Below are 21,135 nucleotides of genomic sequence, written 5' to 3'. Positions count from 1 at the left end.
GAAAACTTGGCATTGTTGGTTTGCCGTGTGGGCAATCATTGAGTGCGGCAATCCGGTTCATGCGGCGACTGACAGCGGCGTTGTCGTCGAGCGTATCGCAGGCCAATGGCATCTGGATGCGCGGCATGCCGACTTGCCGCGCTTGTTGGATATGGTTGCCGAACGTACCGGCAGCAAGCTGCATTACTCCTGGTTGCCGGCGCCCGAGGTGACCGCGACTTGCGTGGCTGTCGATGCGGCGGGGCTGTTGAAATGCCTGTTCGGCAATTCCGTGAACATGGCGGTGCGCGATCTCCCGCTCGCGACCGGCAAAACGGCGGCGGCCAGCGAGATCTGGATTATGGGCTCTACCTTGGGCGCGGCGAAACAGGCCGCGACGAGCCAATGCCAGTCGAGCGTTAGTGCCGCGGCGGCCGAAGCGCCGGCCAAGGAGCTGGCTATCGCCACCTGGTTGCAGCAGGCGCGGAGCAAAAACGCCGGCGAAAGGCTGCAGGCGGTTAGCGAACTGGCCCGATTGAACGCCTCAAGCGACGACGCTGCGATCCGGACCGCTTTGCAAAACGCCTTGGCCGACAGCGACAGCCGGGTCAAGTTGCAGGCCATTGGCGGTATCGCCAGCCGCGACGGCGAAGAAGCGGTAATGCAACCGCTGGCGCAGATCCTGCGTAACGGGAACGCCGAACTGCGGCTGATGGCGCTGGACTACATCGAAACCGACCAGACTTTGTTGCAAATGGCGGCACGGGATGCGGATCAGGCCGTGCGCGATTTGGCTTCGGTCAAACTGGAACAGTTGGCGCAGCCGGATAGGTAAAGCGGGTTATTAATTTTCACAAAAAATCCCAAATTGCCGCGGGCTTCGACGACAGTCCGATGTCGGCATCGCGGTTTGTTTGGCTATAAATATCATCAGGAATTCTTATGCAAAAAATCACGAGTAAAAAAACCTGGCAAATGGGTTTGGTGTTGGTCTGTGCTGTCGCAACGGAGCAGGCGTTTGCCCACACCCAGAACGGCAGCTTGACCTTGACATCCGGCCTCAGCGCGACCGACTATTACCAAGTCACTTGTTCCAGTGCGACGGATGGCACGGCGACCGCCAACCTGTTTTTCCAGATTCGCGATCTTAGCTCTGGAGGTAACTTGGTAGGTATGTCGGTGGTCAAAGCCGATGCACCGGCCAATAAAGCCGCTTACACGACCATCGATCCGGTCGGCGGTAGTGCCAATACGGTTTATAGTCCGGGCATCACTATGCCGGGCGGCAACGGGGTGTATAACGTCCTGGTTTGGCATACCGGTGTGGCCGCGACCGAGAGTTATAGCTTTGAATACCATTGCCAAAACGCGGATGGTAGCGTACACACCCCCACTTCTATTTTGCGTATCTCCAATCAATAGTTCGCGTTACCGGGCGTTTGCCGGCTCCGGCCGGCAAATTTGCCGGTAATTCTGTTGTTCGCCGCGCGGCTATTCGAGTTCGGATTGCTGCGCGGTAGATCGGTCAATCTTCTGTTCCTAGATATGAAATCCGCATTAATCCCTTTCCTAATTTGTTTGTTCGCTGTTTCCGGTTCAGCCGTGGCGGCGGACGAGGCGGTCTTGGCGCCCGATTGCAGATTCGCCGGCTTCGAGTCGGTTCCCGAGCGGAGCTTGAGCCAGTACCGCGGCAAAGTGGTTTATCTGGATTTCTGGGCCTCTTGGTGCGGGCCTTGTCTGGAATCGTTTCCGTTCATGAACCGATTGCACAGCCAGTTGCAAGATAAAGGTTTGGTGGTATTGGCGGTCAATCTGGACGAAAACCTGGAGGACGGCGCCCAATTTTTGGCGCGGCATCGGGTCGATTTTGCCGTGGCGGTCGATAGCGGGCAGGCGTGCGCCAAACAACTCCAATTGAAGGCCATGCCTTCTTCCTATTTGATCGATCGGAACGGGCGGATACGAGCCCGGCATTTGGGGTTTCGCGCCGGCGAGGCCGAGCAATTCAGTAAGCAAGTCGAGCAACTGCTCGACGAACCGACTGCGCCCTGATGCTGCGCGGTATCGGATGCTTTGGCTCGGGTTTCGGCGGCGGAATCAAAAGCGGTTAGAATGCGCGCCGGTTTAATCGTGGTAAATGTGGCCTATGAAAACGTCCCTGTCTCTATTAGCAATCGTTATTAACCTGACTGCTTGCGCCGAGGTGCAGCCGTGGGAGCGCGGCAATCTGGCCAAGCCGCAGATGGCGTTGGATCCTTATCCGGTGCAATCCGAATTGCGCGGGCATAGTTACGGTGCCCGCGAAGCGGCAGGGGCAGGGAATACCGGTAGCGGAGGCGGTTGTGGCTGTTATTAGTCCGGAAAAAAAACCTAATCCCGGTTTGCAGGCTCTGACGGCCGCGGCCTTGATGTTGCCCGGTCTGGTCGGCTCGGCGGCGAATGCGGCCGACGGCGACGAGTTCAGCTTTCAGTACGGCCGCTATGAAGAAAGCGCGCGCGATTTGAACGGCGTCAAAAGCCAGTACCAGCCGATCACGGTGGATAGCTTGCATGGCGGCGGCAACGTCAAACTCACCGACAGAATCAAATTTGCCTTCAATTTCGTGCAGGACACTTGGTCCGGCGCGACGCCGATCACGACGGCGCCTTCGGGGCGTCATGGCAATAAAGTCTTTGAGCAATTCGGTACCGTCGCCGGCGCTTCTCCATACATCAAGGACAGCGACAATATTGTTTATTTCGATAACAAGCTTCAGCCGCTATTGGTGGACCCGGATTCGGTTGCGAATGGAGATGTGGTGGGCTTGGGCACCGACCGGAAACTGGTGCACACGATGTCGACCGCTTCTCCGGAGACGCGGAAGGAAGGCAACTTCAAACTGGGTTACGAATGGGACGAAGCGGCGGTGGATGTCGGCGGCGGCATCTCGGTCGAGAACGACTACGAGTCGCGTTTCGGCAATGCCGGGATCAGGCTGGATTTCAATCAAAAGCGCACTACCGTGAATGCCGGCTTGAGCTATACCAATAGCGATTCGTTTGCGCGCCTGAGCGGCCATTTTACCGAGCCCTACATCAATTACGTCGCCTACGCGAATCAGTTAAAAAGGGTAACCAGCGATCGGAGCGGGGATCAGATGATCATGGGCAAACGCGACGACTGGAGCGGAAGCTTGGGGTTGACTCAGGTCGTGAATAAGGATGCTTTGTTCAAATTGGGTGTCGGTTTTACCCACAGCCAGGGCTATCTGGAAAATCCGTATAAAGGGGTGACGGCATTTTTTATTCAGCCGGCTGACGGCAGCTTGGGCGAGTTTTCGTCGACGCTTCCTTATGTCGGCGTCGCCAAAGTGTTTCTGGAACAGCGGCCGGATTACCGAAACCAGTGGAACTTCACCACCGGTTGGGTGCAACATGTCGGCTGGCTGGATGCGGCGTTTCATTTCGATTACAAGTTTTTCCATGACGATTGGGGGATCAACGCCCATACCTTCGAGAGCGATTGGGTGCAGCCGCTCGGCGCGGGGTGGTCGCTCACGCCGCGGGTGCGCTATTACTCGCAAAGCGCGGCCGATTTTTATCACCCCTATTTGATTGCCGGACGGTCGGCCGCCCCAGGTCAGTCGAACGAAGCCAGCGACAATGCTCAGTTGCCGGCCGCATTTTCCAGCGACCATCGTCTGTCGGGCTATGGCGCCTTGAGCGGCGGTATCGTGTTGAGTAAGCAATTCAGTAAAGGCATCCGTTTCGATGCCGGCTTCGAGTATTACACCCACCAGGGCGATTTGAAACTGGGCGGCGGCGGCGAGGCCGGCTATGCCGATTTCAACTATTACCTAGCCAGCGGGACGCTCAACGTCAATTTGAGCGCGCTGGGGCGCAGTTTGGCGGACGATCCGCATGCGCAGCATCGACACCACCACGGCCACCATCACGGTGCGCCTTTGCCGGCCGGTGTGATGTTCGGCCACGTGATGTCGAAGCCGGGCGAGGTGATGGTCGGATACCGCTATATGTACAGCCGCCAGGGCGGTGACATACTGTACGCCGGTAAAACCGTGACCGATCGCGCCATCATCAATAACGGCTGTACCGAAAACGGCGAAACCTGCCGCACCGTGCCCGAGTTCATGAATATGCACATGCACATGCTGGACATCATGTATGCGGCGACTGACTGGCTGAATTTGATGGTGATGCCGCAGTTTATGGATATGGACATGAATTCGCGCTCCTTGGCCGGGATTTCCCCCGCGGCGCACCCGGCAGCCGACCACTTGCACGGCGGCCACGACACTGGCGGCGTCGGCGATACCGGAATATATGCGTTGGTCGATGTGTTTAAAGCGGAAGGGCATCAGATCAACATGGGCCTGGGCGTCACTGCCCCCACCGGCAAGGTGGATATCAAACTGAATCGAAACCATCAGTTCGACAGCGGTTATATCCATTACGGGATGCAGCTCGGCAGTGGTACCTGGGACTTTAAGCCGAGTTTGACCTATGCCGGCCAAGCCGGCGCTTGGTCCTGGGGCGGTCAGGTCAACGCTACCAAGCGGCTGGAGAACAGAAATTCAGCTGGTTTTGCCTTGGGTGACGCGGTGCAGGGTACGGCATGGGGTAGCTACAATGTGCTGGATTGGTTGGCGGCCTCGGTGCGCGGGATTTACACGGCACAGGGCGCGATCAAAGGCGGATTCCCGGCTATTCCCGGGGAATGCGCTATTAACTACAACATAAATGACGTCCAGGAATGTGTGAACGTCAATCCGAAAGGCGGGTCGATGGATAACCCGAAAAACTATGGCGGCCACTATTGGGATGTCGGTTTCGGCTTGAATGCGACGGTGCCGGACGGCGCTTTTGCCGGTCACAATTTTAGTGTGGAATGGCTGCAACCGGTAGAGGATAATGTCAACGGCTACCAATTGGAGCGCAGCGGCACTTTGAATGCGACCTGGATGTACGCGTTTTAATAACCCATCATTTAAACCTTTCAACCGAAAATTTATGCAAAAAACCGACAAGACGCCGTTATGGGTTTTCCTGGCCTTATCCAGTATCGAAACCCGCCGAGGCGCGTTGCTGCTGATTTGGAGCAGTATCGTGTTTACTCTGTATTGCCTGCCCTGGAGCACGTTTTTTGTCGGCAACGAGTGGGTGGCGAAGTTATTCCTGATTTCGGATTGGGAGTGGTTTGCGATGATGCTGCCGATGACGGTTTGGTACTGGGCGAGCATGCGCTGGGTGGATAAAAACGGCGGATGGCGGGTTGCCGGCTCCTGATCCGGCTTTTGTTGGGATCGGTGGCGGTAACGGCTCGGTTTCCGGCGATTGTTTCGCGTACAGTGTCTGACCAGCTGTCTCGGTCAAATTTTCGTTGCGCCTGATCTGCCGCTGGATTTTTCCGAATCCGGCCTTATTATTGCGTTTGCCGCGGCTTGCCGTCTTGTCTTCGCTGAGTTTTTCTATCCATGCTTTCCCACATATTGCCTAAAGCCGAAATTTCGATTCGGGAAAATCTTCGCTGGTTGTATATCCTGCGAAATCTGATGTTATTCGCCGTGACTTTTGCCGTGTTCATCGCCGTGAACGGGCTGGGTATCAATCTGCCGCAAAATCAGCTATGGCTGGCGATATTCGCGATCTCGATACTGAATTTATACACTTGGCTGCGGTTGCGTACGCCGGAAGAAGTCACCGAGCACGAGATTTTTTCGCAAATCTGCATGGACGTGTTGGCGCTGGCGTATCTGCTCTATCTGACCGGCGGAGCCTCCAATCCGATCATTTGGGTGTTTCTGTTGCCGTTGATCGTAACGGCGATTATGTTACCGCAAGCTTATGCCTGGAATATGGTGATCATTACGTCCTGCGTTTACACCGTGTTGATCGCCTACAACGTGCCGCTTCCGGCCATCGAGCCGCATTTAGCCCATCCGGCCATGACCGAATTGACGCCGGAAATGAGTCTGCAGATGCATTTGATCAACGACCGGCGCTATTTCAATTTACATGTGTTCGGCATGTGGTTCGGCTTTGTGTTCAGTGCCGGCTTGGTCGCGTTTTTTGTGGTGGAGCTGTCGAAAACGCTGAAAGAGCGCGAACGCAATCTGGCCGACGCCCGCGAGAGTGCGTTGCGGGATGAACGGGTAGTGTCGCTGGGTACGTTGGCAGCCAGCGCCGCTCACGACATGGGCACGCCGCTGGGTACGATCGCGATCCTAACGCATGAGATGGTTGAGGATTTGCCCGAGCACCGTTACCCCGAGCTTTACCAGAAGCTGGTGATCGTGCAGCAGCAAATCGACCGTTGCAAACAGGCCTTGTCGGTGATGTCGGCGTCTGCCGGCGAGATGCGGGCCGAGTCGGGCAAGGTAATGCTGGTCAGCGAATATATCGACGAGGTGCTGAACCAATGGCGGGCGCATAAGTCCGCTACCCGGATGAAGCTGTTCGTCTCGCCGAATGTGGATATGGCGGCGAAAATCATTGCCGAGCGCACGGTGACCCATTCCATTATCAATATCCTGAACAATGCGGCCGAAGCGTCGCCGGTCGATGCCGGTATCGAATTCCATGCCGAGTGGAGCGATGAGAATTTGTTTTTGCGGATACGGGATTTTGGCCCCGGTTTACCAGCCGAGTTTATCGATTTCGCCGGGCATCAGCCGGTGAAAAGCAACAAGCAGGGCATGGGGGTGGGATTGTTTTTGACCTATACCACGATAAAACGCCTGGGAGGTACAATACAGTTCAGTAATCTCGACAGCGGCGGAGCTTGCGTCGAGATTAGTTTGCCGTTATTAGCTAAGGAGAGTACCCATGACCAATTTGCCTACGGATAAGCCGAATTTACTTTTGGTTGACGATGACGTCACGTATTGCTCGGTGTTGAAACCGGCACTGGAAAAACGCAATTTTCAGGTGACCGTAGCTAACGATGTGGCGACGGCAATGAAGTTGGCGGAGCAGACCGAGCCGGAATATGCGGTCATCGATTTGCGGATTGGTTTCGATTCCGGCTTGGAGATGGTCAAGAAGCTGATCTCGCTCGACGACAATACCCAGATCGTCATGTTGACCGGTTTTGCCAGCATCGCGACCGCGGTGGAAGCGATCAAGTTGGGTGCAATCCATTATCTGACCAAACCGGCGAATGCCGACGAAATTGTCAGCGCGTTGTACAAGAACGAGGGCGACGCCTCGGTGGCTATCAGCGATAGTCCGCTATCGGTAAAGCGCCTGGAATGGGAGCATCTGCAAAAAGTGCTAATGCAGCACGACGGCAACATTTCGGCCGCCGCGCGCGCACTGAATATGCACAGAAGGACTTTGCAAAGAAAGCTGGAAAAGAAGCCGGTCAAGGAATAGATTGCAATAAGGTTTTAGATTGTTCTTGCCGATTGCGTTGATTCATAGGCAATAGTTCGAATCAGTTTAGGCCACCATTAGCTTTGGATATCTTGGCGTTATGCTAAACAAGCGTTCTTAGACGATGGTGTGGTGGGTGCGGCCTTATCGGTTTTGTAATATTTTGGTTATATCTGTTGCAAAATTAAAAAACATAGGTATAATGGGTAATTCATTCAGGGGGTCGTTAGCTCAGCCGGTAGAGCACCGCACTTTTAATGCGATGGTCGTGCGTTCGAATCGCACACGACCCACCATCAAATTCAAAGGCTTACAGCAAAAACTGTAGCCCTTTTTTGTTTTTAGGCGTTTTTCGTTCACAAATCGTTCTCAGTGAACAGGAAAAGCGCTTATGGCAGCCATCGGAAAGTTACCAACCGGTTCTTGGCAAGTTCAAATAAGACGCAAAGGCGAATCGCCGATAAGCAAAAGTTGTTCATCAAAAAAATTTGCTGAACAAATGGGCAAGATCAATTGAGAGCCAAGCTGATTGAGGTCTTTTAGTAGATCGTAGTGAAGCAGAAAAGACAGCTCTCGGAGATTTGATAGATATGCCTGGCGGCCTAAGTGGCGGCGTAGGATCGGTACGCAGCCAACGCCCGTCAAAGCAAAGTCATCGATCGGGCGGGCTCGTTATTTTACGACGCGCAGTTGCGGCTTTTGCGGCGGTTTGGGTTCTGTGGGTGTTGGCGGTGTTTCGTCGTCGGTTTCGTCCGGGTCGAATATCATACCTTTGCCGTTTTCCTTGGCGTAAATCGCCAGTACGGCTTTGCAGGGGGCGACGATACGCATGGCTTTGCCGGCAAAGCGGGCATTGAACTGGATCTCATCGTTACCGAGGTGCAGGCCTTGAATGGCTTCCGGGCGGATGTTCAATACGATACGACCGTCTTCAACGAAATCGGTCGGTAGCACGACGCCAGGGTATTCGGCGTTGACCAATAAGTGCGGAGTCAGGCTGTTGTCGACAATCCATTCATAAATGGAGCGGATCAGATAGGGTTTTAGTGGGGTCATTTGCTTGCGAGTTGCATCATGTCTTTTTCTTCGCGGCTCAAGCTTTCCTGAAAGGCTTTGCGGCCGAATAAGCGGTTGGCGTAGGCAGTGACGCCTTTGCCCAGTCCGGCGATGTCGATACCTATGCTCGGCAGCCGCCATAAAAACGGAGCCATCGCGCAATCGATCAACGAATATTCTTCGCTCATAAAATAAGGTGTGGCTTCGAAGACCGGAGCCGCCGCAATCAGGCTTTCCCGCAGCATTTTTTTGGCTTTTGCGGCTTTCTTGTCGCCGTGCACCTGGACTTCCTCCAGCAACGGGTACCATTCCTGGTCGATGCGTTTGATCAGCATTCTGGCGTTGGCGCGGGAAACCGGGTCCATTTGGTGCAGGGCGGGGTGGGGGAAGCGTTCGTCGAGGTATTCCATGATAATGCGGGCGTCGTATAGAACCAGATCGCGTTCGACGAAAGTAGGCGCGTTGCCGTTCGGGTTCAGTTCCAGCAAGTCTTCCGGCGGGTCGTTCGGATCGAAAAATTCGATGTCGGCCGGCACGCCTTTTTCGTGCACCACCAGCCTGGCGCAGTGGCTCATTATGCAGTTGGCCGAGCTGAAAAGAATCATTGCGGATTTTCGGCTGGAAATGTTTGCCACGAATTGAACCTCTTGGAGAAACCGGAATTGGATCGCGGCTGATTGTAGCATGGATGATCGGGCTTTTGGGTTGAGCGGCGGAGGCTGGAGGCGCCGTAATTCGCCGGTTTCAGCTTGGCTTGGCGGCATTTGCCGGGCTGCGGTCAGCCGAGTTTGACGATGATGTCTTCCAGCACGTTGGCGGTGGCGTGAACCTTGTCGGCGGCGTTGGAAAGGTGCCGATAGAGCTCGCGTTGTTTGAACATATTCAGATAGTCGTCGCCCTGGAATAAGTCGGAGATGGCCTTACGGTACATTTTTTCGATGCGCCGCTCCGAATGGCGGGCGGCAAAGGCATGCGGCTCGGCACCGCGCGGCTGTTTTCCCAGTACCGCAAAGCCTTTTTCCAAGGCGTTGATGCCGACTTGCAACTCTTGCACCATGGCCAGAGAATGCCGGTCCGGCGCCAGTTGCAGCGCCTGCATTTCGTTATAAGTGCTCTTGCAATAGGTGACGATACTGTCCAGCGAGGCTATGGCGCGGTAAATATCTTCCCGGTCCATCGGCGTGGCAAACGAACTGTTCAGCTCGTGCAAATTGCGCATCCGCAGGCGGTCGGCCTCGTGCTCGTCTTCTTTTAACATTTCGCCGGCATCAATGCATTCGGTGGCCATGAACCGCGCCAGATTGTCGACCGTGATGCAAACTTGTCGGCATTGCTCATGCAATAGCAGGTAAAAATCGGCCGTTTTCGGGAATACCCGCTGCAGGAAACGCGAAATCACAGACTTGTTTTGGTTTGGCATGGCGGTCTAAAGGGCTAATTCGCACAGACGATCGATCAACTGAAAACTCAAGGCGGCAATCAGCGCCGAACCGGGTATCGTGATCAGCCAGGTTTCCAGTATCTCCCAAGCTTTGCTCCAATGTACGGTGCGCGGCCGCTCCGAGGCGCCTATGCCCATGATCGACGCTGCGACGACGTGGGTGGTGGAGACCGGCGCGCCGCAGAACGAGCCGGCGAATATGGCGCAGCAGGCGCTTAGTTGCGAGTTCAGAGCGTGAATCGGCCGAATCTTGTAGATCGAGAACCCCAGGGTGCGGACGATGCGCCAACCGCCGGTCAGCGTGCCGGCCGTCATCGCGCCGGCACAGAGCAAGATCACCCACATCGGTACCCGAAAGCTGTCGATAACGCCGCCGAGCAGTAGAATCAGCGTCAAAATGCCCATGCTTTTCTGAGCGTCGTTGCTGCCGTGGGCGAAGGCCAGTGCCGCGGCGGTTAGCCATTGGCTTTGTTGCAGGCGTTTGTTGATGCGGGGATGGGCCGCGCGTAGCAAAAACAGGGTCAGCCGCTGCAACACGAAACCGGCTGCAAAGCCCAATAGCGGCGACAAGCACAAGGCGAGCAAGACTTTACTGAAACCGTCGAATTCCCCGCGGCGGAGTTCCGCAAATCCCCAGTAAACCGGTTCGGTGCCGGCCGAAACCACTACCGCGCCTATCAGTCCGCCCACCAAAGCGTGGGACGAGGACGAAGGCAAGCCGCGCCACCAGGTGAACAAGTTCCAGGCCACGGCGGCAAACACACCGGAGATGACGATGGGCAAGGCTTGGCGCTTGGGAATATGCGAAAGATCGATCATGCTGCCCAGCGTGTTGGCCACGGCCGAGCCGCCCAGCAACGGTCCGAGAAACTCGCAGCTGGCTACGACCATTACGGCTTGAAGTGGAGTCATCGCCCGGGAAGCGATGACTCCGGCAATGATATTGGAGGCGTCGTGGAAGCCGTTGGTATAGTCGAACACCAGTACGATTCCCACGGCAACAACGATAAGCGGTAGTAAGCCCTCCAACGTAGGTGGCAAGCCCGGTTAATTAGTTGATGACGTTGTGGCCGCGCTGCCGCAAGCAGTTGCGGTAAGCGTTCTTGTAGCTGTCGTTGGAATGGATGCCTTGCTGGGCTGCGCCGCCGATACCGCCTGCGGCTGCGCCGACCGCAGCCCCTCTGGCGGCGTTACCGGTTGCAGCGCCGATCGCCGCACCGCCGGCTGCGCCGATCAGGCCGCCGACGCCGGCGCCGATTGCGGTATCCTTGTAGGTGCTTGCCGATTGCGCTGCCAACTGTTGACATTCCTGCATGTCCTGGTTCAATCGGTAAGCGTTTCTGTCGTTGTAGGTGTCCACGGTCGGCGTCCAGCCTGTCGTCGTCGCGCAGCCGGAAACCAGCAATACGGTTGTTAGTGCCGATTTAAGCGATAGTTTTTGCATGTCATTTCTCCTGAATATGTCCGACTCGGCGGAAGTGGGCCAGAGATTAGCCGATTTCGCACCAATTTGGAATCGGGTAAGTCGAATTGACAGTTGCGCGCCGCTTCACGTATGATTCGCAGCCTTTTTATCCGTTATCAATCAGGGCAGTACCTTATGAAAAGAACATATCAACCCAGCAAAATCAAACGCGTCAGAACCCACGGTTTCCGTGCTCGCATGGCTACCGTCGGCGGTCGTAAAGTAATTAACGCGCGCAGAGCCAAAGGCCGCGCTTCGTTGACGGTTTAATTGTCGGCGGAAAGTTTTGGCTTTCCCGATCAGTATCGGCTAGGGACGCCCACTGAGTATAAAAGAGTATTCGCTAACCCGGTAAAATCGACCGACAGGTATTTTACGGTATTGGCAGTAAGCAATTGCCTGGCCCATTCACGTTTGGGCCTGGCGATCGCCAAAAAAACGATAAAAAAAGCAGTCGCACGGAATCGCATAAAAAGGGCTGCCAGGGAAAGTTTCAGATTACAGCGGCAACATATCGTCGGCATAGATATTGTAGTTTTGGCGCGGGGCGACGCGGCTAACGCAGCCTCGCCCATATTGAGGAAGTCATTGGAAAGGCATTGGCTAAAACTGGTAGAGCGATGCGATTCCTGCTCATAACCCTGATCAAGTTTTACAAATACTTCATAAGTCCTTTGCTGGGGCCGAGATGCCGTTTTTATCCCAGCTGTTCAAGTTATGGCTTAGAAGCAATCCAACTGCATGGTGCTTTCAAAGGCTCTTACCTCACGCTTCGCCGATTATTGAAATGCCACCCTTTTCACGAGGGCGGCATTGATCCTGTTCCGGAAAAATTGAGTAAATAACAATGGATAACATAAGATTTGTCTTGGTCATGGCGATGTTGATGATCTCCTACATGTTGTGGGAGTCTTGGCAGATCGATTATGGCCCGAAGCCGCAAGCGATTATTTCCGAAACGCCCGTGATCGCTGGAGACGCAACGGTCGCCTCATCCGGACAGACAGCCGCTTCCGGGCAAGGCCCCGCAAATCCAGCCGTTGTCCAAGCGCCTGCCGATAAAGTCATCAAAGTCAAAACCGATGTTTTCGAGCTGGAGATCGATACCCAAGGCGGCACATTACGCAATCTCGATCTGCTCAAGTACCCCCACGAAAAAGTCAACACCGTGGTCGACAAGGCCTATGCTCTGATCGGCATGACCCCGCCGGAAAAAAATCTCAACCCGATCCGCCTGTTCGACAGCAATCCGGAAAGCCTTTATCTGGCGCAAAGCGGCTTGATCGCCAATGCCAATTCCGCCGCAGCTCCGGACCACCGCAGCGTGTTCAGTGCCGAAAAGAACGAATACCAATTGGCCGAAGGCCAGGATGAATTGCGGATTCCGCTGACCTGGACCAACCAGCAAGGCCTGACCGTGACCAAAACCTATACCTTCAAACGCGGTGATTATGCGATTGGTCTGGAACAAAAGGTCAGCAATCGTTCAGCGCAGGATTGGTCGGGTAAACAATACAATCAATTGCTAAGAAAGCTGTACAGCGACAAAAGCAACAACAGCTTCATCAGAACCTTCTCCGGCGGCGTGGTTTACACCGAGAAAGACAAGTTCCAAAAAATCAAATTCGAAGACATGGCCGACGACAAATACGACGTCAAGGCCAAAGATAACGTTCACAGCAAAAGCGGTTGGAGCGGCATGATCCAACATTACTTTGCCGCAGCCTGGATTCCTCCCGCCGACCAGGACGCCCAGTTTTACACCAACGATTTAGAGGATACCCGCTATCAAGTCGGTTCCCTGTCGCCGGATTTAAGCGTGCCCGCCAACGGTGAAGCTGCGTTCACCAGCCAATTGTTTGCCGGCCCGAAAATCCAGCCGGTGATGGAAGCTTTGGCTCCCGGACTGGAATTGACCGTCGATTACAGCTGGTTGACGCCGATTGCCAAAGGTATTTATTGGTTGCTGAACCAGATCTACGGTTTCGTCGGCAACTGGGGCGTGGCGATTTTGGGCGTGACTTTCGTCATCAAGGCCTTGTTCTTCAAGCTGTCCAAAGCCAGCTTCCAGTCGATGGCAAAAATGCGCAAGATTCAGCCGCGGCTGAAAGACTTGCAAGAGCGTTACGCCGACGACCGCCAGAAGTTCAATACCGAAATGATGGCGATGTACAAAAAGGAGAAGGTCAACCCGCTCGGCGGCTGTTTACCGATCCTGGTGCAGATTCCGGTGTTCATTTCGCTGTACTGGGTATTGATCGAAACCGTCGAAGTGCGTCAGGCCGACTTTGCCCTGTGGATTCAGGATTTGTCGGCGCAAGACCCGTTCTACCTGTTGCCGATTTTGTACGGCATCACGATGAAGATCCAGCAAAGCCTGAACCCGGCGCCGATCGATCCGCTGCAAGCGCAGGTCATGAAAATGTTCCCGATCGTGTTCACCGTGTTCTTCCTGTTCTTCCCGTCCGGTTTGGTACTGTACTGGATTTGCAATAACAGCTTGTCGATCATCCAGCAGTGGTACATCACCAAGCACGTGCTTGAAGAGGATGCCCACAAGCATAGTGTTGTCCCTTAATGCTTGACGGCGACACCATAGCCGCCATCGCCACGCCGCCGGGTAACGGCGGCGTCGGCGTGATCCGCATCTCCGGGCCCGCCGCGCCCGGCATCGCCGGCCACCTGACCGGCAAAGCCCTCCCCAAACCCCGCTTCGCCCAATTCGTATCCTTCCTGGAAGCCGATGGCCGCGCCATCGACAGCGGACTGCTGTTGTATTTCCGCGCCCCCGCTTCTTTTACCGGCGAAGACGTCGTCGAACTGCAAGGCCACGGCGGCAGCGTCGTGTTGGATATGCTGTTGCGCCGGGTATTGGCGTTGGGCGCCAGATTAGCCGAGCCGGGAGAGTTCAGCCGCCGCGCCTTTTTGAACGACAAAATCGATCTGGCCCAGGCCGAAGCGATTGCCGATTTGATCACCAGCAGCACCGAACAGGCCGTGCGCTCGGCTCAGAGATCGCTGCAGGGCGTGTTTTCCGAAAAAATTAACCAGTTGATCGACGAATTGATCGAGCTGCGCGTGTTCATCGAAGCGGCGATCGATTTCGTCGACGAAGAAATCGATTTTCTCGGCGACGGCGTCGTCGCCGGCCGGATCGCGCGCCTGCAAACACAGATCGGCGAAATCCGCCGTAGCGCCGAACAGGGCCGGCTGCTGCACGACGGCATGACCGTGGTCTTGGCCGGCAAACCCAACGCCGGCAAGTCCAGTTTATTGAATGCCTTGGCCGGCCACGACGCGGCCATCGTCACCGACATCGCCGGCACCACCCGCGACGTGTTACGCGAGCGGATTCAACTGGACGGCATGCCGCTGCACGTGATCGATACCGCGGGTCTGCGCGACAGCGACAATCCGGTCGAGCAGGAGGGCATCCGCCGCGCCCGCCAGGAAATCGCCAGGGCGGATCGGGTGTTGTTGTTGATCGACAGCAGCGACACAGACTGTACTGGCAGCGATGCCGATTTGCCGGCCGGAATCGCCGTCACCAAAGTGTTCAACAAAATCGACTTGGTCGGCGGCCAGGCCCGAATCGAACAAACCCCGCAAGGAACCGCGATTCATCTGTCGGTCAAACAAGGCCAGGGGTTGGATTTGTTGAAACACCATCTGAAGCTGAGCATGGGCTTCAGCGAAGGCGCGGATAACGTTTACGTGGCCAGAGCCCGCCATATTCAAGCCCTACAACAGGCCGCCCAAGCCGTAGAAAACGCCGCCGACCAATTGCAGCACCAGGCCCACGAACTGGTCGCCGAAGAACTGCGCCAAGCCCAAACCAGCTTGTCCGCAATCACCGGAGAATTCACCTCCGACGACCTGTTGGGCGAGATTTTTTCCAGTTTTTGTATCGGGAAGTAATCGATTTAATTCCAGTCTGTTAGGCCTGGAAGCCATTAAAGCTGGGTATCGCCGTCGCTCGGCCCTAGGCCAAAGTTACTCAAGTTTATTTTATGAATCCACACGTCTACGAAACTGGCTTGGAAAACTTGGCCCATATTCAGACACTAATTTTCGAATCCGCTCGAATACTTCAGTTTCCTTCCCACGACCGCCTCATAGCGCCTACGCAATACCCGCCCGGTCGGGCCTACTAAACACTGTCGGCGAATTCGGCCATTTCGGTGTAGTATCGGTCTTACGCGAATGGGCGCAGCCGCTAACGAGGTACCGCTATGTTGGACACCATGAGAAAGCCGTTTTTTGCCGTCGCGCTGGTGCTGTTGGCGCTGGCGTTTTTGATCGACATCGGCGCTTCGTTTCTGGATTTCGCCGCGCCGAGCGGCCAGAAAAGTCCGGGCGATCTGCCGCGGCCGGGTTTGGGGATTCCCTACCTGGCCCTGGTCGACGGGCTGTTGCTGTACACGGTGGGCTTGATCGGCGTGTCGCTGCTGGTACCGGAACGCATCCACGGCCGCATCCAAGGCATCGTGACTTTCATCGTCGGCTTAATCAGTCTGATCGCGTCGATCGGCATGATTATGGCCGCCATCGCCTTGTTAGGGGTCATGGTGTCGTTGCTGTTGGCGGTGCCGTTCGGCACCGCGCTGTATTTCGCCGGATTCGCCGATTTTGCCAAGGCCGCGGCGGCCTCCACCCTGGCGCTGATCATGCTGTTGAAGCTGGGTTTTTGCGGATTTTTGGTCGCGGCCCAGCAGCAGTTTCTGCAGAACAAGGGCTTGGTGCTGTTGACGCTGACGGCCTTGCTGGCGAATATCCTGGTCACTTTCCTGCACGGTCTGGTGCCGGGTTTTCTGGTCAGCATCACCGACTGTATCGCGGCCCTGGTGATCGGCGTGTTGGGCGCGATCTGGAGCCTGGTGTTGCTGATCGGCTCGCTACCGGCCATCGTCAAGGCCTTGCGGGTGGATCGGGCGCTGGCCTGAGCTTATTCCAAGGTTAAGCGCGCGGTTTGCCCATCGCCGCAGGTTTCGCAGCTCAGTCTCAAATTGGCGCCTTTGGTCAGCACCGGCGCTTTGAAATGCTGCGGCTTGCGGGCCGGTTTCCAACATAGCGGTTCTTCCCACTTCGAATCGGTGTCGTTCAATTCGAATCTGACCCGGACCCGGACCGGCGCCGAATTTTGCGGACAAGCCTCTCCGGCGGCGACCGGAATCAGCAACTGGTAATTGTCGGATCCGCGCAGGTTCAAGGTTCTGCGTTCAGCTGTGGCCGGGTCGATTTTGATCAGGCAGGACTCATTGGCGCTGAGCGACAATGTATCGCCGTCGCGCCGGCAATCGTTATCCAACGGGTGAATTTCGGCCGGCTTGACTGCCGGCGCCAGCGGCGCCAGCAGGTCGTCCATCGCGCTCAGCCAACTATCCTTACTTAAACGCGAGGCCTCTTGGTTTCGGCTGCGGGCGTCGGCCGGTTTGTCGTTGGCTCGGGGACGGAACCCCAAAGCCAACGCCAGCGCAAACAGGCATAGCAATAAAACCAAGCCGATGATCACGCCTTTGTTTTGCTCCATTGATCGAATCTCCGAATTTCAATCTGTGATTACTGTTCCGCCGGTTCAATGCCGCGCGGCATGACTTTGAAGATTTGTTGTTGTCTGGTCATCAACTTGGTCAAATCGCGGTCCCAGATAATCACCGGCCGGGTCGGCGTGGTTGCCACGGTCAGCTTGATCGGAGTACCTTTATCCACGGCTTGGCCGGGAGCAGGGTTTTGCTCGATGACCGTTTGTTCCGGCTGGGCGTTAGTGGGTTGCGAGTTGGCTTCGCCCAACACCAGATTGCTGTTGGATAGGGTTTGTGCGGCGGCCAGCAGCGTTTTACCTCTCAGGTCCGGCACGGCGATGCCGGGAAAGCTCAACACCACCGACACCGTCGTTTCCGCTTCGGCCGCTGAACCGGCAGACGGAGATTGATCCAGCACGATCGGATCGCGTTTGCTCGGGTCGAATTTGAAGCTGGTTTCGAATTTACTCAAGCCGGCCTGCTTCAGGCGTTGCTGAGCTTCGTCCCAGATCATGCCTTTTAAATCCGGAACTTTGGCTTTCTCGACCACCGGGCCGGTGTCGTCGGGCTTCATCATCAACCAAACCGCGACGCCTATGGTCAACAGCACCACCAACGCCAACACCAGAATCCACCAGGGGAATGGTTTGGGTGGGGGCGGCGGCGCCACTGCGTCCTGGATTTGCAGATAAACCGGTTCGCCGTCCTTGAAGTCGTCGTCCGGCCTATCCACCGAGAACACCTGCAAGTGGAACGGATATTTGCCGTCGGCAACCGATTTGGGGACTTGAAAATTGACCGATATTTCCTCGGTGGCGCTCGGCGCCAGCTTCCATTCGTTTGAAATCGCACCGCCGGTCGGTTTGGCGTTGGCGCCGGCCTGGATCGACGAGATCCATTTTTCATCCGTGCCGCTGCCGGTGACGATCCGGGCTTTGAGCAGCAATTGCCGGTCAGTGTAGGCGTTGGTGACGAAAAACTTGCAATTGCCGTTGCCGTTGCTATCGCAACTTACCTTGTCTGACGCTTGTTTGATACTGACGATTGCGGTCATTGTAGTTATCTCCTGTGACGTTAAATAAAACGAATACCGGCTGGTTAGCCGCCGCTGTCGGCGCTACCAGCCGCTTCGACCGAGTTGCCCGGATAGCGGGTTCAAGTTCCGCCATCGGCCACAAAACAAACCTCGCTGGTCGCGTAAGCCGGCTTTTCCTGGTCCACGATCCGTTCGATCAAGCCGCGGTGCGGCCGCAGCCGTTCCGGCACCAACACGCACAAATGGAACGGCCGGGCGGCACCGTCGGCCGTGGCGTTTTCTCTCAGCTCGAAACCGGCGTCGCCGGTGGCGGTTTGTAAAAATAATTTCAGGCCGTAGGCGGTCCCGCGCCACTTCGACAGCAAGGTGGCCGACGCGATCAGTTCGCGCAAGCGCTCGATGCCGGTGGAAATCGGCGGCGCGCCGTTCGGGCGGCCGGCGCCGGATAAGGGCGACAGCCGGTCCAGATCGACCCAGGCCGCCAGCATCGGCACGAAACGCTCGTCGGCCAGATACGGGTTGAAACGGGTTTCGACGTTTTCCAGAATCGCTTCGGCCGGCGCGTGTAGCGCTTCCATAATCTCCAGAATCGCGAACAGCGGCGATTGCGGCGTCAGGCCGCGCTGGAATATGCCCGGCAACAGGCGTTCAATCGCTTGGCGTTTCATCTTCGCTGACCACTTCGAGTTCGTGCGCGGCGGAACACAGCAACCAATTGCACGGCACGGTGACGATGTCCGGAAACCTGTCCGCCGAGCAATTGCGGTAATCGCCGGCCGCGCCGCGCAGATAAAGCCCTTCGACGCCGCCGCACAGCAATAGCGCTTTGCCGGCCGGAGCGGCGGCAATCGCATCGACGGCCTGGAACCGGCCGACATCGCGCACCGGCAAGCCGCATTTGGCGTCGGGCGCTTTCCAGGCGGGCGCGGCGGAATTGGTGTTCAGGCTCAATACGCCCAGGCGTTGGCTGGCGGCGAATACCTCTTCGCCGACGAAAGCGAGGCCGTTGCAACTGCCGGCTTGCCAGCCGGCCTGAAAGCCTTTCCAGCCCTCGTTGTTATCGCTGGTGCCGGTCAGTCGCCAGCGGAAGCAGCCTTTGCCGGGGTCGGTGCCCGGTGCGCCGATGCCGGCCCATAAATAACTGTGTCCGCCCTGGTTTTGCACCGCAAGCAGCCGGACCAGCTCACCTTTCAAGCCGATGGCGCTGAAGCTGCCGGGACGGCCGCCGTTGTTGGACAGGTAAATGCCGCGGTTATTGCCGGCAGCCAGCGCGACGCTGACCAAGCCGGAGGCGTCGGCCGCGACCGCAACCGCGTATAACGGGATTTCGTTGTCCTCGGCATCGAACTGCACCGGTTTCGGGCCCGCCGCCGGGTCCCACGGCACGCCGAGTTCGAACAGGCCTTTCTCGGTGGCCAGCAGCAGCGCCAGTTTGGCGTCGCGCTCGATCCAGGCCATGTCTTCGACCAGAAAATTGGTTTGCGCGTAATCCAGCCAGCTTTCGCCGCAGTCGAGCGAGACTCTGACCCGGCTGACGCCGTCGCTGTCGAGCAGGCGCGAGCTGATCGCCAGCAAGCCGGCATGTTTTGGATCGGCGCCGGCCTGTTTCGGCCAGGCCTTGATCGCGTCGATTTTTTCGCCGACAAACCGCTCGATCAATTCCCAGCCGTCGCCGTCGTTCGATGAGCGGAACAGCCCGGCCGGGGTTGCCGTGTACCAGGTTTTGCTCTGGAAAGCGTCGGCGCACAGGGCGGCGACATTGGCGTTCGGCGCGTGTTGCACCGAGAGCCGGACATTGTTGACCGATTTGACGCCGGGGTCGTCGCCGAGGATTTTGTAGACGTCGAACACCCGTAACGGTTGGCCGAAGGGCCAGGGTTGCGCCGAGTTGGCTTCGATCGGATTGATGCCGCGGTAGAGTTTGCGTAACAAGCGCTGTTTCAATTGCAGCAGGTCTTCTTCGCGGTGGGTGACGATCTGCGCCCGCACCGTGACGTTTTTGTAGCGCGCCCAACTGACCTGACATTCGGTGCCCAGCGGCCGGCGTTCCGCCAGCGCGTTTTCAATTCGCAGCCGGGCTTCTTCGCTTTCCAAAGCGTAGAGTTGTTCGGCGGTCAGCGGCGCGCTGTAGTCGTCCGGCGCCGGCAGGTTGGGCACGATCAGGACTTCGACGGTACCGGGTCTGGCGTGGCTCCAGATGTCGGCGCGGGTAAAGGCTTTGGCCCGGTTGGCGGCACCGGAGCAATGCACCGCCAACAGCGCGTAATCGCGGGCCGTGACCACTCGTTCCAGCGAGTGGATTTGCTGAGGGCCGCGGATCAGCGCGTTTTCCAGGGTTTCGGCGGCTTTGCCGCCGGCGGCCGGTTCCGGGTTGGTCACCGCAACGCCGACGAGCGGATCTTTCAATGTGTTCAGCGTATTTGCCGCCAGATTGCCTTCGGCGCCGCCGCCGCGCCGGTACCAAAGCCGGATTTCGCGGCCGGCCGCCGGGATTTGCGCCAGGGTTTGCAACGGCGTCATGCCGCCGGCCGGATCGGGCAGCCTCAGCGCCGGGGTAAACACGATTTTCCCGGTCAGGCGGTCGACCAGATAGATTCTGCCGTCCGAACCCGGATTGGCGAAGTTCTCGGCTTCGCGCCAGACGATGTAGGACTTACCTTCGTATTCCAGCGCCGAGGTATGGTCTTCGATTTCGTCCGCTCCGGCCTCCACCCCCACCACCAGATCCAGGCCGTCGCGGTTAGGCGCGACGATGGGCGGCCGTTTGGCGTTGACGAAAAATCCCGGTTGGCCGTTGCTCTTGCCGGCCAGTTCGCCGCGCACCCAGTCGCAGTGGTAGGCAATGCTTTCGGCGCTGGTACTGCCGGCCGGAATCGTTACCGCCTCGCTGGTGGTGAAGATCGGCGGTTCCCGGCCCGAGCCGGCGCGGCCCAAGGTCACCCTTACGCCTTTCGGGATTTCCACGGCGTGGCCCAATGGTTTCGGAATCGAAAACACCAATTTGGTGACCGCGGCGGCGGGCGGTTGCAAGCGCACGCCGATCAGGTTCAGGAACTCGATATAGGCTTTTTCCGGCAAGCGGTTCAAGCGGTAGATCATCACCTCGGTCAGATGGGCAAAGGCTTCCAGCAGCACCATGCCCGGATCGCTCGGACTCAGATCGGTCCATTCCGGGCATTGCTGGCGAATGCGGTCGCGGGCTTCCTGTAGCAAATCGGCGAAGCGGCGGTCGTCGAGGTTGGGCGGCGTCAAGTAAGTCATG

At 57.0% G+C, this 21,135-nt stretch carries 23 protein-coding genes and 1 tRNA gene; 15 read left to right on the top strand and 9 right to left on the bottom strand.

What is annotated here, in order from left to right:
• Positions 1-25 precede the first annotated feature (25 nt).
• From ACH518_RS21005 to ACH518_RS20965, 9 genes are all read left to right on the top strand, one after another.
• Entirely contained in the window at positions 26-814 is a 789-nt protein-coding gene (locus tag ACH518_RS21005; protein ID WP_445371507.1) for a hypothetical protein, read from the top strand.
• A gap of 107 nt (positions 815-921) precedes the next feature.
• Positions 922-1,401: a hypothetical protein gene (locus tag ACH518_RS21000; RefSeq protein WP_140911653.1), complete on the top strand. Its 480-nt coding sequence runs from the start codon at positions 922-924 to the stop codon at positions 1,399-1,401.
• 252 nt (positions 1,402-1,653) lie between these two features.
• A complete protein-coding gene (locus ACH518_RS20995) occupies positions 1,654-2,031 on the top strand; it encodes a TlpA disulfide reductase family protein (protein WP_445371506.1) in 378 nt (125 codons plus the stop codon).
• Between the two features lie 94 nt (positions 2,032-2,125).
• Positions 2,126-2,335 (top strand): DUF4266 domain-containing protein, encoded by a 210-nt coding sequence (locus ACH518_RS20990; protein ID WP_278210751.1) that lies wholly within the window; start codon positions 2,126-2,128, stop codon positions 2,333-2,335.
• On the top strand, positions 2,322-4,955 hold the full coding sequence (locus tag ACH518_RS20985) for a DUF3570 domain-containing protein (protein ID WP_445371505.1): 2,634 nt from the start codon (positions 2,322-2,324) through the stop codon (positions 4,953-4,955). The genes ACH518_RS20990 and ACH518_RS20985 overlap by 14 nt, the downstream gene beginning before the upstream one ends.
• Before the next feature lie 34 nt (positions 4,956-4,989).
• Entirely contained in the window at positions 4,990-5,265 is a 276-nt protein-coding gene (locus tag ACH518_RS20980; protein ID WP_445371504.1) for a hypothetical protein, read from the top strand.
• Positions 5,266-5,453: 188 nt separating this feature from the next.
• Complete coding sequence (locus ACH518_RS20975) at positions 5,454-6,827, top strand: ATP-binding protein (RefSeq protein ID WP_445371503.1); 1,374 nt, start codon at positions 5,454-5,456, stop codon at positions 6,825-6,827.
• A complete protein-coding gene (locus ACH518_RS20970; protein WP_064020591.1) occupies positions 6,805-7,353 on the top strand; it encodes a response regulator transcription factor in 549 nt (182 codons plus the stop codon). Before ACH518_RS20975 ends, ACH518_RS20970 begins: the two co-directional genes overlap by 23 nt.
• A gap of 220 nt (positions 7,354-7,573) precedes the next feature.
• Positions 7,574-7,649 (top strand) — tRNA-Lys (locus ACH518_RS20965).
• A gap of 376 nt (positions 7,650-8,025) precedes the next feature.
• On the opposite strand, the gene ACH518_RS20960 is transcribed toward ACH518_RS20965, so the two are convergent.
• The 5 genes from ACH518_RS20960 to ACH518_RS20940 form a co-directional block, all read right to left on the bottom strand.
• Positions 8,026-8,409, bottom strand: a complete 384-nt coding sequence (locus ACH518_RS20960; RefSeq protein ID WP_140911659.1) for a ClpXP protease specificity-enhancing factor — start codon at positions 8,407-8,409, stop codon at positions 8,026-8,028.
• A complete protein-coding gene (locus tag ACH518_RS20955; protein ID WP_222101875.1) occupies positions 8,406-9,014 on the bottom strand; it encodes a glutathione S-transferase N-terminal domain-containing protein in 609 nt (202 codons plus the stop codon). The genes ACH518_RS20960 and ACH518_RS20955 overlap by 4 nt, the downstream gene beginning before the upstream one ends.
• A gap of 173 nt (positions 9,015-9,187) precedes the next feature.
• Entirely contained in the window at positions 9,188-9,829 is a 642-nt protein-coding gene (locus ACH518_RS20950; protein ID WP_445371502.1) for a DUF47 domain-containing protein, read from the bottom strand.
• Between the two features lie 6 nt (positions 9,830-9,835).
• Positions 9,836-10,846, bottom strand: a complete 1,011-nt coding sequence (locus ACH518_RS20945; RefSeq protein WP_445371501.1) for an anion permease — start codon at positions 10,844-10,846, stop codon at positions 9,836-9,838.
• 55 nt (positions 10,847-10,901) lie between these two features.
• Positions 10,902-11,294, bottom strand: coding sequence for a hypothetical protein (locus ACH518_RS20940; RefSeq protein ID WP_445371500.1), 393 nt, complete (start codon positions 11,292-11,294; stop codon positions 10,902-10,904).
• 156 nt (positions 11,295-11,450) lie between these two features.
• On the opposite strand from ACH518_RS20940, the gene rpmH reads away from it, so the two are divergent.
• The 6 genes from rpmH (at position 11,451) to ACH518_RS20910 (ending at position 16,258) form a co-directional block, all read left to right on the top strand.
• Positions 11,451-11,585, top strand: a complete 135-nt coding sequence (gene rpmH, locus ACH518_RS20935) for a 50S ribosomal protein L34 (RefSeq protein ID WP_054763660.1) — start codon at positions 11,451-11,453, stop codon at positions 11,583-11,585.
• Entirely contained in the window at positions 11,586-11,954 is a 369-nt protein-coding gene (rnpA, locus tag ACH518_RS20930; protein ID WP_445371499.1) for a ribonuclease P protein component, read from the top strand.
• Positions 11,936-12,160 carry a membrane protein insertion efficiency factor YidD gene (gene yidD / locus ACH518_RS20925; RefSeq protein ID WP_140911664.1) on the top strand — a complete coding sequence of 75 codons (225 nt, stop codon included), beginning with the start codon at positions 11,936-11,938 and terminating at the stop codon, positions 12,158-12,160. The genes rnpA and yidD overlap by 19 nt, the downstream gene beginning before the upstream one ends.
• Positions 12,161-12,162: 2 nt before the next feature.
• Positions 12,163-13,893 carry a membrane protein insertase YidC gene (gene yidC / locus ACH518_RS20920; protein WP_445371498.1) on the top strand — a complete coding sequence of 577 codons (1,731 nt, stop codon included), beginning with the start codon at positions 12,163-12,165 and terminating at the stop codon, positions 13,891-13,893.
• Positions 13,893-15,233, top strand: coding sequence for a tRNA uridine-5-carboxymethylaminomethyl(34) synthesis GTPase MnmE (mnmE, locus tag ACH518_RS20915; RefSeq protein ID WP_445371497.1), 1,341 nt, complete (start codon positions 13,893-13,895; stop codon positions 15,231-15,233). Before yidC ends, mnmE begins: the two co-directional genes overlap by 1 nt.
• 314 nt (positions 15,234-15,547) lie before the next feature.
• A complete protein-coding gene (locus tag ACH518_RS20910; protein ID WP_445371496.1) occupies positions 15,548-16,258 on the top strand; it encodes a hypothetical protein in 711 nt (236 codons plus the stop codon).
• Between the two features lie 2 nt (positions 16,259-16,260).
• On the opposite strand, the gene ACH518_RS20905 is transcribed toward ACH518_RS20910, so the two are convergent.
• The 4 genes from ACH518_RS20905 to ACH518_RS20890 all read right to left on the bottom strand — a co-directional run bounded on the left by ACH518_RS20905 (position 16,261) and on the right by ACH518_RS20890 (position 21,134).
• On the bottom strand, positions 16,261-16,845 hold the full coding sequence (locus ACH518_RS20905) for a hypothetical protein (RefSeq protein ID WP_445371495.1): 585 nt from the start codon (positions 16,843-16,845) through the stop codon (positions 16,261-16,263).
• Positions 16,846-16,874: 29 nt separating this feature from the next.
• On the bottom strand, positions 16,875-17,891 hold the full coding sequence (locus ACH518_RS20900) for a PASTA domain-containing protein (protein WP_445371494.1): 1,017 nt from the start codon (positions 17,889-17,891) through the stop codon (positions 16,875-16,877).
• Between the two features lie 101 nt (positions 17,892-17,992).
• Positions 17,993-18,541 carry a phage tail protein gene (locus tag ACH518_RS20895; RefSeq protein ID WP_222101876.1) on the bottom strand — a complete coding sequence of 183 codons (549 nt, stop codon included), beginning with the start codon at positions 18,539-18,541 and terminating at the stop codon, positions 17,993-17,995.
• Positions 18,522-21,134 (bottom strand): baseplate J/gp47 family protein, encoded by a 2,613-nt coding sequence (locus tag ACH518_RS20890; protein ID WP_445371493.1) that lies wholly within the window; start codon positions 21,132-21,134, stop codon positions 18,522-18,524. Before ACH518_RS20890 ends, ACH518_RS20895 begins: the two co-directional genes overlap by 20 nt.
• Position 21,135: the final 1 nt, after the last annotated feature.

Source organism: Methylomonas sp. HW2-6, from assembly GCF_052474525.1.
The sequence above is the reverse complement of the archived record's forward strand: the minus strand, read 5'-3'. Positions and strand labels throughout refer to the sequence as shown.